Annotated in this window: 15 protein-coding genes; 8 read left to right on the top strand and 7 right to left on the bottom strand. The window is 74.5% G+C overall.

Going from position 1 to position 14104, the window contains the following annotated elements:
* Positions 1-73 precede the first annotated feature (73 nt).
* Positions 74-463 carry a hypothetical protein gene (locus AB0B76_RS25840; RefSeq protein WP_360379910.1) on the bottom strand — a complete coding sequence of 130 codons (390 nt, stop codon included), beginning with the start codon at positions 461-463 and terminating at the stop codon, positions 74-76.
* Between the two features lie 119 nt (positions 464-582).
* Complete coding sequence (locus AB0B76_RS25845) at positions 583-1326, bottom strand: hypothetical protein (protein WP_360379912.1); 744 nt, start codon at positions 1324-1326, stop codon at positions 583-585.
* A gap of 64 nt (positions 1327-1390) precedes the next feature.
* On the opposite strand from AB0B76_RS25845, the gene AB0B76_RS25850 reads away from it, so the two are divergent.
* On the top strand, positions 1391-2578 hold the full coding sequence (locus AB0B76_RS25850; protein WP_360379915.1) for a DNA recombination protein RmuC: 1188 nt from the start codon (positions 1391-1393) through the stop codon (positions 2576-2578).
* 12 nt (positions 2579-2590) lie between these two features.
* Here AB0B76_RS25850 and AB0B76_RS25855 read toward each other — a convergent pair whose 3' ends face one another.
* From AB0B76_RS25855 to AB0B76_RS25865, 3 genes are read right to left on the bottom strand one after another with little or no spacing between them, the layout of a single operon-like run.
* Positions 2591-3583 (bottom strand): 4-hydroxy-3-methylbut-2-enyl diphosphate reductase, encoded by a 993-nt coding sequence (locus AB0B76_RS25855; RefSeq protein WP_360379918.1) that lies wholly within the window; start codon positions 3581-3583, stop codon positions 2591-2593.
* Positions 3580-5904, bottom strand: a complete 2325-nt coding sequence (locus AB0B76_RS25860; RefSeq protein WP_360379921.1) for an ABC transporter permease — start codon at positions 5902-5904, stop codon at positions 3580-3582. The genes AB0B76_RS25855 and AB0B76_RS25860 overlap by 4 nt, the downstream gene beginning before the upstream one ends.
* Complete coding sequence (locus AB0B76_RS25865; protein WP_360379923.1) at positions 5901-6659, bottom strand: ABC transporter ATP-binding protein; 759 nt, start codon at positions 6657-6659, stop codon at positions 5901-5903. The genes AB0B76_RS25860 and AB0B76_RS25865 overlap by 4 nt, the downstream gene beginning before the upstream one ends.
* Positions 6660-6769: 110 nt before the next feature.
* On the opposite strand from AB0B76_RS25865, the gene AB0B76_RS25870 reads away from it, so the two are divergent.
* The 4 genes from AB0B76_RS25870 (at position 6770) to AB0B76_RS25885 (ending at position 10717) form a co-directional block, all read left to right on the top strand.
* Positions 6770-8008, top strand: coding sequence for a sensor domain-containing protein (locus AB0B76_RS25870; protein ID WP_360379926.1), 1239 nt, complete (start codon positions 6770-6772; stop codon positions 8006-8008).
* Between the two features lie 19 nt (positions 8009-8027).
* Complete coding sequence (locus AB0B76_RS25875) at positions 8028-8669, top strand: response regulator transcription factor (RefSeq protein WP_360379929.1); 642 nt, start codon at positions 8028-8030, stop codon at positions 8667-8669.
* Between the two features lie 9 nt (positions 8670-8678).
* The gene (gene xseA, locus AB0B76_RS25880) at positions 8679-9890 is read left to right on the top strand and encodes an exodeoxyribonuclease VII large subunit (protein ID WP_360379932.1); all 1212 of its coding nucleotides are present in this window, start codon (positions 8679-8681) and stop codon (positions 9888-9890) included.
* 68 nt (positions 9891-9958) lie between these two features.
* Positions 9959-10717: a GNAT family N-acetyltransferase gene (locus AB0B76_RS25885; protein ID WP_360379935.1), complete on the top strand. Its 759-nt coding sequence runs from the start codon at positions 9959-9961 to the stop codon at positions 10715-10717.
* Between the two features lie 6 nt (positions 10718-10723).
* Here the strand turns inward: AB0B76_RS25885 and AB0B76_RS25890 are convergent, their stop codons facing one another.
* Positions 10724-11410 carry an SDR family NAD(P)-dependent oxidoreductase gene (locus tag AB0B76_RS25890; RefSeq protein WP_360379938.1) on the bottom strand — a complete coding sequence of 229 codons (687 nt, stop codon included), beginning with the start codon at positions 11408-11410 and terminating at the stop codon, positions 10724-10726.
* Between the two features lie 108 nt (positions 11411-11518).
* Between AB0B76_RS25890 and AB0B76_RS25895 the strand changes: the two genes are divergently transcribed.
* Both AB0B76_RS25895 and AB0B76_RS25900 read left to right on the top strand, forming a co-directional pair.
* On the top strand, positions 11519-12127 hold the full coding sequence (locus tag AB0B76_RS25895) for a TetR/AcrR family transcriptional regulator (protein WP_360379940.1): 609 nt from the start codon (positions 11519-11521) through the stop codon (positions 12125-12127).
* A gap of 59 nt (positions 12128-12186) precedes the next feature.
* A complete protein-coding gene (locus AB0B76_RS25900; protein ID WP_360380124.1) occupies positions 12187-12381 on the top strand; it encodes an exodeoxyribonuclease VII small subunit in 195 nt (64 codons plus the stop codon).
* Here AB0B76_RS25900 and AB0B76_RS25905 read toward each other — a convergent pair.
* On the bottom strand, positions 12378-13076 hold the full coding sequence (locus AB0B76_RS25905) for a TetR/AcrR family transcriptional regulator (protein ID WP_360379943.1): 699 nt from the start codon (positions 13074-13076) through the stop codon (positions 12378-12380). The two genes, AB0B76_RS25900 and AB0B76_RS25905, sit on opposite strands and share 4 nt — an antisense overlap.
* Before the next feature lie 117 nt (positions 13077-13193).
* Between AB0B76_RS25905 and AB0B76_RS25910 the strand changes: the two genes are divergently transcribed.
* Positions 13194-14084 (top strand): NAD-dependent epimerase, encoded by an 891-nt coding sequence (locus tag AB0B76_RS25910; RefSeq protein WP_360379946.1) that lies wholly within the window; start codon positions 13194-13196, stop codon positions 14082-14084.
* Positions 14085-14104: the final 20 nt, after the last annotated feature.

Genomic DNA, 14104 nt, shown 5'->3' on the forward strand with positions numbered 1-14104 from the left:
TCCGCGCCGCGACTTATCGGATATTTCGGTTATGCCGGAATGTGCCCGACGCGACCAAGGCGGCCAGCAGACCTCAGCGGGCGGTGGCGATGACGCTCACCGGCGGGTCGCCGTGGCGGTACAGGGTGTCGACGACCACCCGCAGGCCCGGGTTCGCCAGCACGCGGTCGTAGCTGCGGTCCTTGATGCGATCGCGGTCGAACTCGATGCGGCCGGCGGCGCCCGGCTCGTACCGCACCCAGGTCTCCTCCCCGACCATGGGCCCGGCCGTCCCGCGGAGCTTGACCTTGATCGCGGCCTCGAACGAGGCGGCGTCGTCGGGGTACACGCGGACGCGCACCGTGTACCGCGCCGAGCGGGCGTGGCCGTGCCCGTCGACGTTCTGCAGGCCGAGGTCGACGTGCACGATCTCGCCGCGCGCGGTGATCGCCTGGGCGCCGGGCTTCCGGCCGAGTCCGAACATGGGCGCGACGCTAGAACCCCGCGGGCCGCGGCTCGATCATGTCCGCGACAGACGCGAGTCAGAGATCTTCCGAGCGAGCGCGGCGGCCCCGGGCGCGAGACCCGGGGCCGCCGGCCAGGTCAGAAGTCGCCGCCGAAGTCGCCGCCGTCGAAGCCGCCGCCGTCGTCCCAGCCGCCGCCGTCGCCACCGTCCCAGTCACCGCCGTCGCCGTCACCGCCGCCGTCGTCCATGGCCTGGTCGAAGCCCTGGTCGTACCCCTGGTCCTGGCCCTGGTCGAAGCCGGCGTTGTACGCCGCGTCGTAGCCGTGGTCGCCGAAGGAGTTGTCGAAGAGGGCGTCGAAGACCAGGACCGAGCCGATGCCCCACGCGCCGGCCACGAGGGCCGTCTTCCACCAGGGCTCGGAGTACCAGCCCGCGGGTACCCCGCGGCCGGCCACGGCGCCGCCGGGGTAGTAGTACGGCGTGCCGTTCGCCGGCTGGGGGCTGGCGCGGTACGAGTGGCCCTGGACGTTGACCTCGCGCTCCTTGGTGATCTGACCGGCCCGGGCGCCCGCGAGCGGGGGCAGGTCGGGGCCGGGGTCGAGGCCCATCGCCGTGCGGGCCGCGCGGATGTAGGCCAGGCCCTCGAGCGCGGTCTCGCGCGCGAGGTCGAACTGCTTGAGGCTTGTCGCGCGCTCGAGCTGCCCGCCTGAGGCGTTGTACCGCTCGCTCGCGTCCACCAGCGCCTGCTTGACCGCCGGCTGGTCGCCGGAGAGATTCATGAGCTGCCCACCGAGCCGCTCGTACCAGCGCAGGGCCTCCTCCCGCGCATCGGCCAGCTGCTGCGCCTCACGCTTCCTGCGCCCGAAGCCGAACACCGTCACCACTCCAACCAGGACGAGTAACCCATGCCTCCGACGGTACCGGTTTCTGTCATACCCCTACGGCATGCTGAATACCGTGGATCTCGTCCTCCTGATCATCGGTCTTCTGCTCGGTGCCGCGCTCGGCTGGTACGCCGCCCGGTCGCGCTCGGCCGTCGACCTGGCCAAGCTCGAGGCGACGCTGCAGGCCACCCGCGACGGGGAGGCGCGGCTGGAGTCCTCGCTGCGCGCGCTGACGCTCGAGGCCCGCGGGCAGACCCAGGACGCCGTGGCCGACGCGGTGGCGCCGCTCAACGAGGCGCTGCTGCGCTACGAGCGCCGGGTGGCGGAGCTGGAGCGCGACCGCGTGGGGGCCTACGAGTCGCTGCGCGAGCAGGTGCGCGCCATGCACGAGGTCTCCGGCGAGCTGCGCACCGAGACGCATCGCCTGGTCTCGGCCCTGCGCGCGCCCACGGTCCGCGGCCGCTGGGGCGAGCAGCAGCTGCGGCGGATCGTCGAGGCCGCGGGCATGCTCGAGCACTGCGACTTCGACGAGCAGGTCAGCGCCGCGACCGAGGACGGCGTCGTGCGCCCCGACCTGGTCGTGCGCCTGCACGGCGGGCGCCAGGTGGTCGTGGACGCGAAGGCGCCCCTGGAGGCGTACCTGTCGGCGCTGGAGTCCCCCGACGAGCAGAGCCGCACGGCCCGGCTCACCCAGCACGCCAAGCACGTGCGCGCCCACGTCGAGGCCCTCTCGGCCAAGTCCTACTGGACCGCGTTCGAGCCCGCCCCCGAGTTCGTGGTCCTGTTCGTGCCGGCCGACACGTTCCTCGACGCGGCGCTCCAGCACGACCCGGGCCTGCTCGACCACGCCTTCGCGCGGAACGTGATCCTCGCCACCCCGGCCACGCTCGTCGCCCTGCTGCGCACCGTCGCCTACGCGTGGCGCCAGGACTCCCTGACGACCAACGCCCTCGCGGTCCACCAGACGGGCCGCGAGCTGTACGCGCGGCTGAGCACCATGGGCGAGCACCTGGCGAAGGTCGGCACGTCCCTGGCGACGGCCGTGACGTCGTACAACCGGGCGGTCGGCTCCCTGGAGGGCCGTGTCCTGGTCAGCGCGCGCCGGCTCGCCGAGCTGGGCGTGAGCGGCGACGACCTGCCGGCCCCGCCCCAGGTCGAGGCCACCCCGCGCCAGCTGCAGGCCCCGGAGCTGGTCGACGACGAGTACGAGGCGCTGCTGGCGGCGCTGCGAGAGGAGCCGCCGAAATAACGCCGGAAAAGATCAGGAGAGGGTCTTGGCCACCTCGGCCGAGCGGGCCGCGGCCTGGGCCTTCATGTCGCGCTTGAGCTCCTGGGGCAGCGAGAAGACCAGCTTCTCCTGGGCCGTGGTGATCTCGGCCACGTCGGCGAAGCCGCGCTGGGCCAGGAAGTCGAGCACGTCCATCACCAGCTCCTCGGGGACCGAGGCGCCCGACGTCACGCCGACCGTGGTCGCGTCGGTGAGCCACTCGTCCTGGATCTCCGACGCGTAGTCGATCAGGTAGCCGGCCTTGGCCCCCGCGTCCACGGCGACCTCGCGCAGGCGCTGGGAGTTCGAGGAGTTCTGCGAGCCCACGACCAGGACGATGTCGCAGTTCGGGGCCATCGCCTTCACCGCGTCCTGGCGGTTGGACGTGGCGTAGCAGATGTCGTCGCTCGGCGGGGACATGAGCAGGGGCAGGCGCTGCTTGAGCCGCGCCACCGTCTCCAGCGTCTCGTCCACCGACAGCGTGGTCTGCGACAGCCAGACCACCTTCGCCGGGTCCCGGACGGTCACCTTGTCGGCGCCGTCCGGCCCGTCGACCAGCTGGATGTGGGCCGGGGCCTCGCCGGTGGTGCCGACGACCTCTTCGTGCCCCTCATGCCCGATGAGCAGGATGTCGTAGTCGTCCGCGGCGAAGCGGCGGGCCTCCTGGTGGACCTTCGTGACCAGCGGGCAGGTCGCGTCGATCGCGCGCAGGGAGCGGGCCTTGGCCTGGTCGTGCACCTCGGGGGCGACCCCGTGCGCGGAGAAGACCACGATCGCGCCCTCGGGCACCTCGTCGTTCTCGTCGACGAAGATCGCGCCCTTGCCCTGCAGCGTGCTGACCACGTGCTTGTTGTGCACGATCTCCTTGCGCACGTAGATCGGAGCGCCGTACAGCTTCAGCGCCTCCTCCACCGTCTGGACCGCACGGTCCACACCGGCGCAGTAGCCGCGGGGCTTGGCGAGCAGGACACGCTTCGAAGCAGTCACCCCGCCATGGTACGTGCCACCGCCCCGCCGCCCCGGGCCCGCAAAGTCGGCAGCACGGCCGCCAGCACCGCCAGAACTCCACACACGCTCACCACCGCCGCGAGCGTCCCCCACGGCATGACCAGCGTCACAGGCGCCCCGATCTCGTCCTGCAGCCCGGCCCGGCTCTCGAACAGCGCCGGCACGGCGACCGCCAGCCCGAGGAGCGACCCGACGAGCACGCAGAGCAACGCCTCGCTCACCACCACGCGCACGATCTGCCCGGTGGTCGCCCCCGTGCGGTGCAGGGTGTCGAACTCGGGGCGCCGCGCGTTCGTGGCCATGAGCAGCGTGTTGGCCACGGCGAGCCCGGTGTACCCGACCGAGATCGCCAGCAACACCCCCAGGAACAGGTCGATGAGGTCACCCTCCTCGGCCGCCTCCCGCTCCACGAACTGCCGCGCCGTCATCCGCACGGCGCCCGGCGCGGGGGCGAAGTCGCCCGCGAGGTACACCACATCGGTGAGGGCCGCCGGGTCGTGCGCGCGGACCAGATCCCGGGGAAGCTCGACGGACCCGACCCGGTCCGACACGGCGGCGACCGGCACCGCCACCACCGCCCCGTCGGCGAAGCGCAGGGGGACGGTCTGCCCCGCGGCCCAGCCGAGCTCGGGCGAGGCCACGAGACCGGCGGATCCCGGCACGCCACTCGCGACCAGGGGCCGCCCCGATTCCAGGTAGACGGTGCTGGTCAGCACGGACCGCCCCGGCTGGGCCCGCACCGCGGCCTCCGACAGCCCGGGGGTGTCGCCGGAGCGCGCGGCCACCGCCGACTCCGGGATCTTCGCGGTGTCCTCGATCCCGACCGCCGCGTCCGCCGTCTGGAACGTGCCCACGAGCAGCACCCCGAAGCCGACCGCGGCGAGCACGGGCGCCGCGGTCGAGGCCACCCGGCGGGCCGACACCCGCGCGCCCTCGCGCACCAGCAGGCCGGTCGGGCCGCGGCGGGCCGGCCAGGTGACCAGGCGCACGATCGGCACCACGAAAACCGGCGCGAGGAGGGCGGCCGCCACCAGCAGGACCATCGCCGAGCCCAGCACGATCGTGGGCTTCTGCTCGGCCGAGGACCCGGGCAGGAGCAGGGCCAGGCCGCCGCCGAGGGCGAGCAGCGCCAGGCCGGTGATCCACCGCGCGAGCGTCATCGGGCGCGGCTCGGCCGCGGCCACCCGCAGCGCCTCCAGCGCCGGCACCCGCGAGGCCCGGCGGGCCGACAGCCACACCCCGAGCCCGGCGACGACGAGCCCCACCGCGATCGCGGCGACGGGCGCCCACCAGGTGAACCCGACCCGGAACCCGGCCGGCTCCAGCCCGGTCGCCACGAACGGGCCGGCCGCCAGCGGGGCCAGCGCGACGCCGAGCAGCGCGCCCGGCACGCCGGCGCCGAGCGCGACCAGCAGGGCCTCGCCGAGCAGCATCCGGCGGACCTGGCCGGGCGTGGCCCCGACGGCCCGGAGCAGGCCGAGCTCGCGGCGGCGCTGGGCCGCCGAGAACGCGCACGTCGAGGCGACCACGAAGATCGCGACGAAGGTACCGACGAAGACCACGGCGATGATCAGCTGCGCGCCGATCCAGCGGGTGCGCTGATCGCTCTCGGGCTCGGCCGCGCCGCGGGCGTCGCCGGTCAGCGCCGTGCCGAGGCCGCCGAGCACCGCGGGGAGCCGGCCCGCCACCTCGGCCGCGCCGGCGCCCGGGGCCAGCCACAGCGCGATGAACCGCGGGCCGGCCGCGAGCCCGTCGGCGGTGGCCGGCGCGACGTAGAAGCCGGGCCGATCGCTGGTGCCGCTCACGGTCCACGTCGCCGGGCCGGCCGCGGTGAGCACCGGCAGCGCCGCGCCCACCGGCACCCCGAGCGCCGCGTCCACCACGACCTCGCCGGGGCGGGACGGCGCGGCGCCCGCGGTCAGGGCCGCGGTCCCGGCCCACGGCCGGCCGCTGTGCAGCGCCTCGCGCCGGTCCCCCACCGGCCGGCCGTCGACGATCCGCTGCACGTAGAAGGGCCGGTCGGGCACGGCCGCGGCGACCCCCGGCACCGCGGCCAGGTCGGTGGTGAGCCGGTCCAGCTCGCCGGCCGACCATGGGCGGAAGGTCGGGAAGCCCCCGTCGGGCGGGTCGTACCGCGGCGCCGCGACGATCACGGCCGCCCCGGCCAGCTCGCCGGGCACGCGCGGGCGCGCCGCGGCCCAGAGCGACAGGCTGCCCGCGAGCACCGCGACCCCGAGCAGCAGCGCGGCGAAGGTGCCGAGGAAAGAGCTCCAGCGGTACCGAATCATGGCCAGACTCATCGCGGGGCTCCGGTCTCCAGGTGGGCCATGCGGGCGGCGATCTGCTCCGCCCCGCGGGGCTCGCGCAGCTCGTCGACGATGCGCCCGTCGGCGAGGAACAGCACCCGGTCGGCGTGCGCGGCCGCGAGCGGGTCGTGGGTGACCATCACGACGGTCTGCGCGTGCCGGTCGACGGCGGTGCGCAGCAGCCGCAGCACCTCGCGCGACGACGTGTTGTCCAGCGCGCCGGTCGGCTCGTCGGCGAAGAGCACGGCGGGCGCGGTGACCAGCGCGCGGGCGATCGCCACCCGCTGCTGCTGGCCGCCGGAGAGCTCGCCCGGGCGGTGCCCGGCCCGATCGGCCAGCCCGACCTCGGCGAGCACCGCGGCGACCTGCCCGGCGGCGGCCCGGCGGCCGGCCAGGCGCAGCGGGAGCTCCACGTTCTGCTCGGCGCTGAGCGCGGCGACGAGGTTGAACGCCTGGAACACGAAGCCGACCCGGTCGCGCCGGAGCCGGGTGAGCGCCTTCTCCGACAGCGGGCCGAGGTCCACGCCGTCGATGAGCACCCGGCCCGCGGTGGCCCGGTCGAGCCCGGCCGCGCAGTGCAGCAGCGTCGACTTGCCGGAGCCGGACGGGCCCATGACCGCGGTGAAGCTGGCCGGGGCGAACCGGGCGGATACGTCGTCGAGGGCGGTCACCGCGTGCTCCCCCGCGCCGTAGCGCCGGGTCACGGACCACAGCTCGACCGCCTGATGGGTCTGCAGTGTCGTCGTCACGCCATTGATCGAAGCCGGTCGAGGCCGCCGGCACAGTCGCGCGGCGGTGAGATCTCCCGGTAACGCCAGCACTACCGCAACGGAGGCGCGCCGCCGGTACGGTCGGCAGCATGCAGCCCCGATCGGTCATGGATGCGCTGCGGCTGCCCCCGATGCGGTTCATCACGTCCTGGTGGCCGTGGCGGTCGCTGCTGTACCTCACCACCGGCGGCGCCGTCGGCCTGGCCGCGGGCGCGGTGCTGCTCGGGCTGCTGCTGGCCGGCGCGGCGCTGAGCCTGCTGGTCATCGGGCTGGCCGGCTTCCTGGCCGCGGCCCTGTCCGGCATCGTGGTCGCCCGCGTCGAGCGCCGGCGCCTGCGCATGGTCGACGACATCCGCCTGACCGACCCGCACCGCCGCCCCGACCGGCCCGGCCTGCGCCGCTGGGTCGCGACGCGGCTCGCCGAGCCGGCGACGTGGCGGGAGCTCGGCTACACGATGCTCATGGTCACGGCCCTGTGCTGGCTCGACGGGATGGTCGTGGCGCTGTGGTTCTGGATCGTGACCGCGCTCGTGGGCGGCCCGCTCTACATCCACGACGACACCCCGCTGTCGCTGACCCTCGCCGGCGCCGTCTTCGGCGTCATTCTCGGGATCGTCCTGCTGTACCCGCTGAGCGCCTGGGCCGCCGCCCGCGCCGCGATCACGCAGGCGGTGCTCGGCCCGCGGATGGAGACCAGCGCCGAGCTCACCGAGGTGGCCCGCTCCCGGGCCCGGCTCGTCGACGCCTTCGAGGTCGAGCGCCGGCGCATCGAGCGCGACCTGCACGACGGGGCGCAGCAGCGGCTCCTCGCGCTGAGCATGCAGCTCGGCCTGGCCCGGCTCGAGCTGCCGCCGGGCGCGCCGGGCGCGGAGCCGGTGGCCCGCGCGCACGAGCTCGCCAAGGAGGCGCTGACCGAGCTGCGCGAGCTCATTCGCGGGGTACACCCGAAGATCCTTTCCGACCGGGGACTGCACGCGGCCCTGCTGGAGGTGGCCGACCGCGCGCCGCTGCCCGTCGACGTCGAGGTCGCGCTGCCGGAGCGGCTGCCGGGGGCGGTGGAGGCGTGCGCGTACTTCGTCGTCGTCGAGGCCCTCGCCAACGTGGCCAAGCACAGCGCGGCGACGCGGGCACGGGTGGTCGCCTCGGTCTCCGGCGGCCGCCTCACAGTGCAGGTGCGCGACGACGGGCGGGGCGGGGCCGACCCGGCGCGCGGGAGCGGCCTGTCGGGGCTCGCCGACCGGGTCGCGGCCGGGGAGGGCACCGTGGCGCTGGCGAGTCCGGTGGGTGGGCCTACGGTGGTACACGTGGAGCTTCCTTGCGGTTCGTGACCGCCTCCGGAGAACCGTCTTGCGGGTCGTGATCGCCGAGGACGGCGTGCTCATCCGCGAGGGCATCGCCGGCCTGCTGCGCCGCTTCGGCCACGAGGTCGTCGCCGCCGTCGGTGACGCGGACGCACTGGTCGAGGCCGTGCGCGAGCACAGGCCCGGCCTCGTCGTCACCGACGTGCGGATGCCGCCCGGGTTCGGCGACGAGGGCCTGCAGGCCGCGATCCGGCTGCGCGCCGAGGACCCCGGGCTGCCCGTGCTGGTCCTCAGCCAGTACATCGAGCAGACCTACGCCGCCGAACTGCTCGAGTCGGGCCGCCGGGCGGGCGTCGGCTACCTGCTCAAGGACCGCATCGGCGACGTGGCCGAGTTCGCCGACGCCGTCGCCCGCGTCGCCGCCGGCCACACCGTCGTCGACCCGGAGGTGGTCGGGCAGCTGCTCGGCCGCCGCCGCGACCCGCTCGCCCGGCTCACCCCCCGCGAGCGCGAGGTGCTGGCGCTCATGGCCGAGGGCCGCTCGAACGCGGCGATCGCCCGGGCCCTGGTCGTGTCGGAGGCGGCCGTCGCCAAGCACATCAACGGCCTGCTCGCCAAGCTGGACCTGCCGCCCGACGACGACGTGCACCGCCGCGTCCGCGCGGTGCTGGCGTACCTGCGTGGTTAGGGTGTTGCGGTGACCGATGAGGCGTCGAGCAGTGAGAAGCCCTGGCCGGTCCGGGTCGTCAGCAACAAGATCGCGCAGTGGATCGGCCGGCTCGGCTGGATCTGGGTCGACGGGCAGGTCGCGCAGGTCACGCGGCGGCCCGGGACCAACACGGTCTTCCTCACGCTGCGCGACCCGTCGGCCGACCTCAGCCTGACCGTCACCACCAACCGCGACGTCGTCGACCTCGGCGCGCCCAACCTGACCGACGGCGCCCGGATCGTGGTCCACGCGAAGCCCGAGTTCTACGCCGCGCGCGGCTCGCTGAGCCTGCGCGCCGACGAGATCCGCCAGGTCGGCGTCGGTGAGCTGCTGGCCCGCCTGGAGCAGCTCAAGAAGCTGCTCGCCGCCGAGGGGCTCTTCGCCCGCGAGCGCAAGCGCCGGCTGCCGTTCCTGCCCCACCGCGTCGGCCTGATCACCGGCCGGGCCGGCGCGGCCGAGCGCGACGTGCTCACCAACGCACGGCGCCGCTGGCCGACCGTGGACTTCCGGGTGATAAACGTCGCGGTGCAGGGGCCGTCGGCGGTACCGCAGATCCTCGACGCCCTCGCCGTGCTCGACCGCGACGAGACGATCGACGTGATCGTCCTGGCCCGCGGCGGCGGCTCGATCGAGGACCTGCTCCCCTTCTCCGACGAGGCCCTGTGCCGCGCGGTGTTCGCCTGCCGCACGCCGGTCGTCTCGGCGATCGGCCACGAGACCGACGTGCCGCTGGTGGACTTCGTCGCCGACCTGCGCGCCTCGACCCCGACCGACGCGGCCAAGCGCATCGTGCCCGACCTGGCCGACGAGGTACGCCTCATCGGCCAGGCCAAGCAGCGCCTCGACCGCGCCCTGCGGGGCCGGCTGGACCGTGAGCAGCACCGCCTCGACGCGCTGCGCTCGCGGCCGTCGGTTGCGCGCCCGCTGACCATGGTCGAGACCCGGGCCGCCGACGTGTCCGCCCTGCGGGCCCGCGCGACCCGCAACCTCGTGCACCGCCTCGACCGGGCCGGCAGCGAGCTCGAGCACACCCTGGCCCGGCTGCGGACGCTGTCCCCGTTGGCGACGCTGCAGCGCGGGTACGCGATCGTCCAGCGCGCCGACGGCGCCGTCGTGCGCGCCCCGGCCGACGTGGCCGAGGGTGAGCGGCTGCGCATCCGGCTGGCCGAGGGCGAGCTGGGCGCGAACGCCGCCTCTTGACGTTTGCCATTTATGCGGGATGATGTCGTTCCGGCCAGTTTAGGACCGATTTCTCCGGAAGGAACGCTGTGTCCCGACGACTCCAGGACTACATGCTGGCCAGCGCCAAGAGCGGCCGCGAGGTGGTGCAGGCCGGCCCGTTCACGGTGACGATCACCGAGCACGACCCGAACGTGTACCTCAACTACGCCGTCCCGGCCCCCGGCGCCGACCCGGCCCCGGCCGACGTGGAGGCGCTGATCTCCGCGTTCACGAGCCGCGGCCGCACGCCCCGCCTGGAGTACCTGCCCGGCCTGGCCCCGGCGGTCGAGCCGGCCCTGCTCGCCGCGGGCTTCACGGTCGCCGACCGCCTGCCGCTCATGGAGTGCGGGCCGGACACCGCCACCGAGCAGCCCGTGCCGGCCGGCTTCGAGCTGGTGACCCCGACCACCGACGAGGAGATCGAGGCGATGCTCGCGGCCCAGCACGAGGCCTTCGGCGAGGCGCCCCCGACCGCGGCCCACGTCACCGCCACGCGCGCCAAGGCCGCGTCGGGCCAGATCCAGCTCCTGGCCCGCGAGACCGCGACGGGCGAGACGGCGGGCGGCGGGATCGCGGTGGCCGTGCGCGACGGGATCAGCGAGGTCGCCGGGATCGCGGTGCGGCCGCGGTACGAGCGCCGGGGCCTCGGCGCCACGCTCACCTCGCACCTGACCGGCGCCGCCTTCGCCGCGGGCGCGACCCTGGCCTTCCTCACGCCGGCCGGCGAGCCCCAGGAGCGCGTGTACGGGCGCGTAGGTTACCGGCGCGCGGGCGAGGTGCTGTTCCTGTCGTACTCCGCCACGTGAAGCGCGCTACCAGCTCAGCGCTCCGGACTCGTCGGTAAGGGTGCCGGTCGGGCCGTCCGCGCCGAGGGTGGCCAGGCGCACGACGGTCCGGGCGCTCTCCGCCACCGGCCGGCCGACCCCGAAGGCGGCCGTCATGTCGGTGGCGGTGGTGCCGGGCTCCAGGGCGTTGAACTTGATGCCCGGGTGGGCCTTGGCGTACTGGACGGTGAGCATCGTGGCCGCCGCCTTGGACGCCGAGTAGAGCGCCAGCGGCATGCCGAACTCCGGCCGGTCGGGGTTGTTCACCGCCCAGAACGAGCCGAGGCTGCTCGAGAGCGTGACCACCGTCGGGTTCGCCGACCGCCGCAGCAGGGGCAGCGCCGCCTCGGTGACGCGCACGATCCCCACCGCGTTGGTGTCGAACACGCGCAGCGCCGTCGGCCCGTCGATGACCCCGGCCCCGAGGATGCCCGCGTTGTTCACCAGGACGTCGAGCCGGCCCTCGGCCGCGTCGACGACCGCCAGCGCGGCGCGCACCGAGTCGTCGTCGGTCACGTCGAGCGGCACGAAGCGCGCCCCCAGCTCCGCGGCGGCCTTCTCGCCCCGCTCGGCGTCGCGGGCGCCGATGTACACGTCGTGGCCCAGCTCGAGCAGCTGCCGGGCGGTCTCGAAGCCGATGCCCTTGTTCGCGCCGGTGATCAGTGTGACGGTCATGCGTCGCCTCCATTTTGTACCGCTCGGTTGGAAATCCACCGTAGCAACTTTTGTACCGGACGGTTGGTGAGCCGGGTCACGATCTGTACCGAGCGGTAGGCTGGACCCATGAGCACCGAGACGCCCACCGTCGGACGACCGCGGGCCTTCGACGAGGAGACCGTCCTCGGCCGGGCCGCCGAGGTCTTCTGGCGCCACGGCTACGAGGGCGCGTCGCTGAGCGCCCTCACCGGCGCGATGGGCATCAACCGGCCGAGCCTGTACGCCGCGTTCGGCAGCAAGGAGCAGCTGTTCCAGCGCGCCTTCGCCCGCTACCACGAGGCCCAGGTGGCGACCGCTCGCGCCGCCCTCGACCGGCCCACCGCGTACGCCGCCGTCGAGGCCTTCCTGCGCTCCAGCGCCGACGGCCTCACCGCCGCCGACCACCCCGCGGGCTGCCTGTCCATCCAGGGCGGCCTCGCCTGCTCGCCGGAGAACACCCGCGTCTCCGAGATCCTGGCCGCCGGCCGGGCCGCCACCGAGTCCGCCCTCGAGGAACGGCTGTCCCGCGCGGCGCGGGAGGGCGACCTCCCGGACGGCGTCGACCCCCGGGCGCTGGCCCGGTTCGTGATGGCGCTCAGCGAGGGTCACGCGGTCCACGCCGCGGCCGGCGCGAGCCGCGAAGATCTCCAGGCCTCCGTCGACGTCGCCCTGCGCGCCGTCGCGCTCCGCCCCTGAGTGCCGTCGCGCTCCGTCGCGGAGCGTGTGCAAGGATCGACCACGTGAGCGAGCGGAAGATGGCCGAGCCGGGCTCGACGCTGACCTACGAGCAGGCGCGTGCCGAGCTGGCGACCGTCGTCGAGCGGCTGGAGTCGGGCGGCTCGACGCTGGAGGAGTCCCTGGCGCTGTGGGAGCGCGGCGAGGAGCTGGCGACGATCTGCCAGGGCTGGCTGGACACCGCCCGCGCGCGCCTGACCCCCACCGAGTCCTAGGCCGGAGCCTCCAGCCCGATGTACCGCGCGTGGGCGCGCATCTGGTGCTCGAAGAACTCGGCCGGGTGGTTGATCGTGTTGCTCAGCTGCCCGAAGATCTCGAAGCTCACCTGCCCGAAGAGCGCGACCCACGCCGAGAGCGCCCGCGCCAGGGTCGCCGCCGGCACGCCGGGCGCGATCGCCGCGCGGATGCGGTCCAGGTCGGCGACCGAGCCGGCCGGCGGGAGCCCGTCCTCGTTCGGCCGCAGGGCGCCGGCCTCACTCGCCGCCTGCAGGATGCCGCCGAGCACCGTCACCGCCCGGGTCGCCGCGGCCACGGTGTCCGCCGGGGCGCGGTAGCCGGGGACCGGGCTGCCGTAGATGAGCGCGTACTCGTGCGGGTGCTCGATCGCCCAGTCGCGCACGGCCCGGGCCAGGGCGAGCCAGCGCGCGGCGTGGGCTTCGGCCGGTACCGCCGCCACCGCCTTTTCCGCGCTGCCGCCGAGCGCGTTGTAGGCGTCCAGGATCAGGGCGGTCAGCAGGTCGTCGCGGCTCGGGAAGTAGCGGTAGATCGCCGAGCTCACCATGCCCAGGTCGCGGGCGACGGCGCGCAGTGACAGGTTGGCGCCGTCGGTGGCGAGGTGGCGGCGGGCGATCTCCTTGATCTCGTCCGTCATCTCGGCGCGGACGCGGGCCCTGATCGAGTTCGCCTTCATGTGTCCATCATGACACACGCTCCGGAACGAGAGCACTGCTCTTGCTTTTTCAGGTGCACCCGTCCTATGCTCCATTTCGAGAGCACTGCTCTCCAAGCGGAGCACTAGGAGGCTGTCATGCAGGTCATCGTCGGGTCGGGCTCGGTCGGCGGCGCGGTCGCGCTTGAGCTGGCCGGGGCCGGGGAGCGGGTCCGGATCGTCACGCGCAGCGGCAGCGGGCCCGAGCACCCGCTGATCGAGCGCGTCGCGGCGAACGCGAGCGACGCCGGCACCCTGGTGCGGATCTCGGAGGGCGCGAGCGTCGTGTACAACTGCGCGAACCCGCAGTACTTCGAGTGGCCGACCGCCTGGCCGCCGATGCACAACGCGATGCTCGAGGCGGCCCGGGCGCACGGGGCGGTGCTGGCGATCACGGCGCCGCTGTACGGGTACGGGCCCGTGGACCGCCCGATGACCGAGGACCTGCCGCTGGCCGCGCAGTTCGTCAAGGGCCGGGTGCGCGCGAAGATGTGGCTGGACACGCTCGCCTCGGGCGTCCGCGCGGTCGAGGTGCGCTCGTCGGACTGGATCGGGCCGAAGTACTCCCTGATCGACCAGGCCCTCCCGGCCATGCGCGCCGGGAAGACCGCCTGGCTGCCGGCCTCGGTGGATATGCCGCACACGTACACGTACACCGGCGACGCCGCCCACACGCTCGTCACCCTGGCCCGCGACCCGCGCGCGTGGGGCCGGGCCTGGCACACCCCCTCGGTGCCGGCGATGACCGCGCGGGAGCTGCTCACCCGGGTCGCGACCCTGGATGGGCTGGGAACGCCGAAGCTGCGGCGGTACCCGCGCCCGGTCGTGCGCGCGGCCGGGCTGTGGGACAAGTTCGCGCGGGAGTTCGAGGAGGTGCGCTACCAGCACGACCGCCCGTTCGTCATGGACTCCTCGCGCGTGACCGCCGAGTTCGGCCTGCACGCCACCCCGCTGGACGAGGCCATCCGCGAGACCCTCAAGCACGTCTAGCCGCGTCCGCGCGGGACGCC

This window comes from Dactylosporangium sp. NPDC049140 (assembly GCF_040648435.1).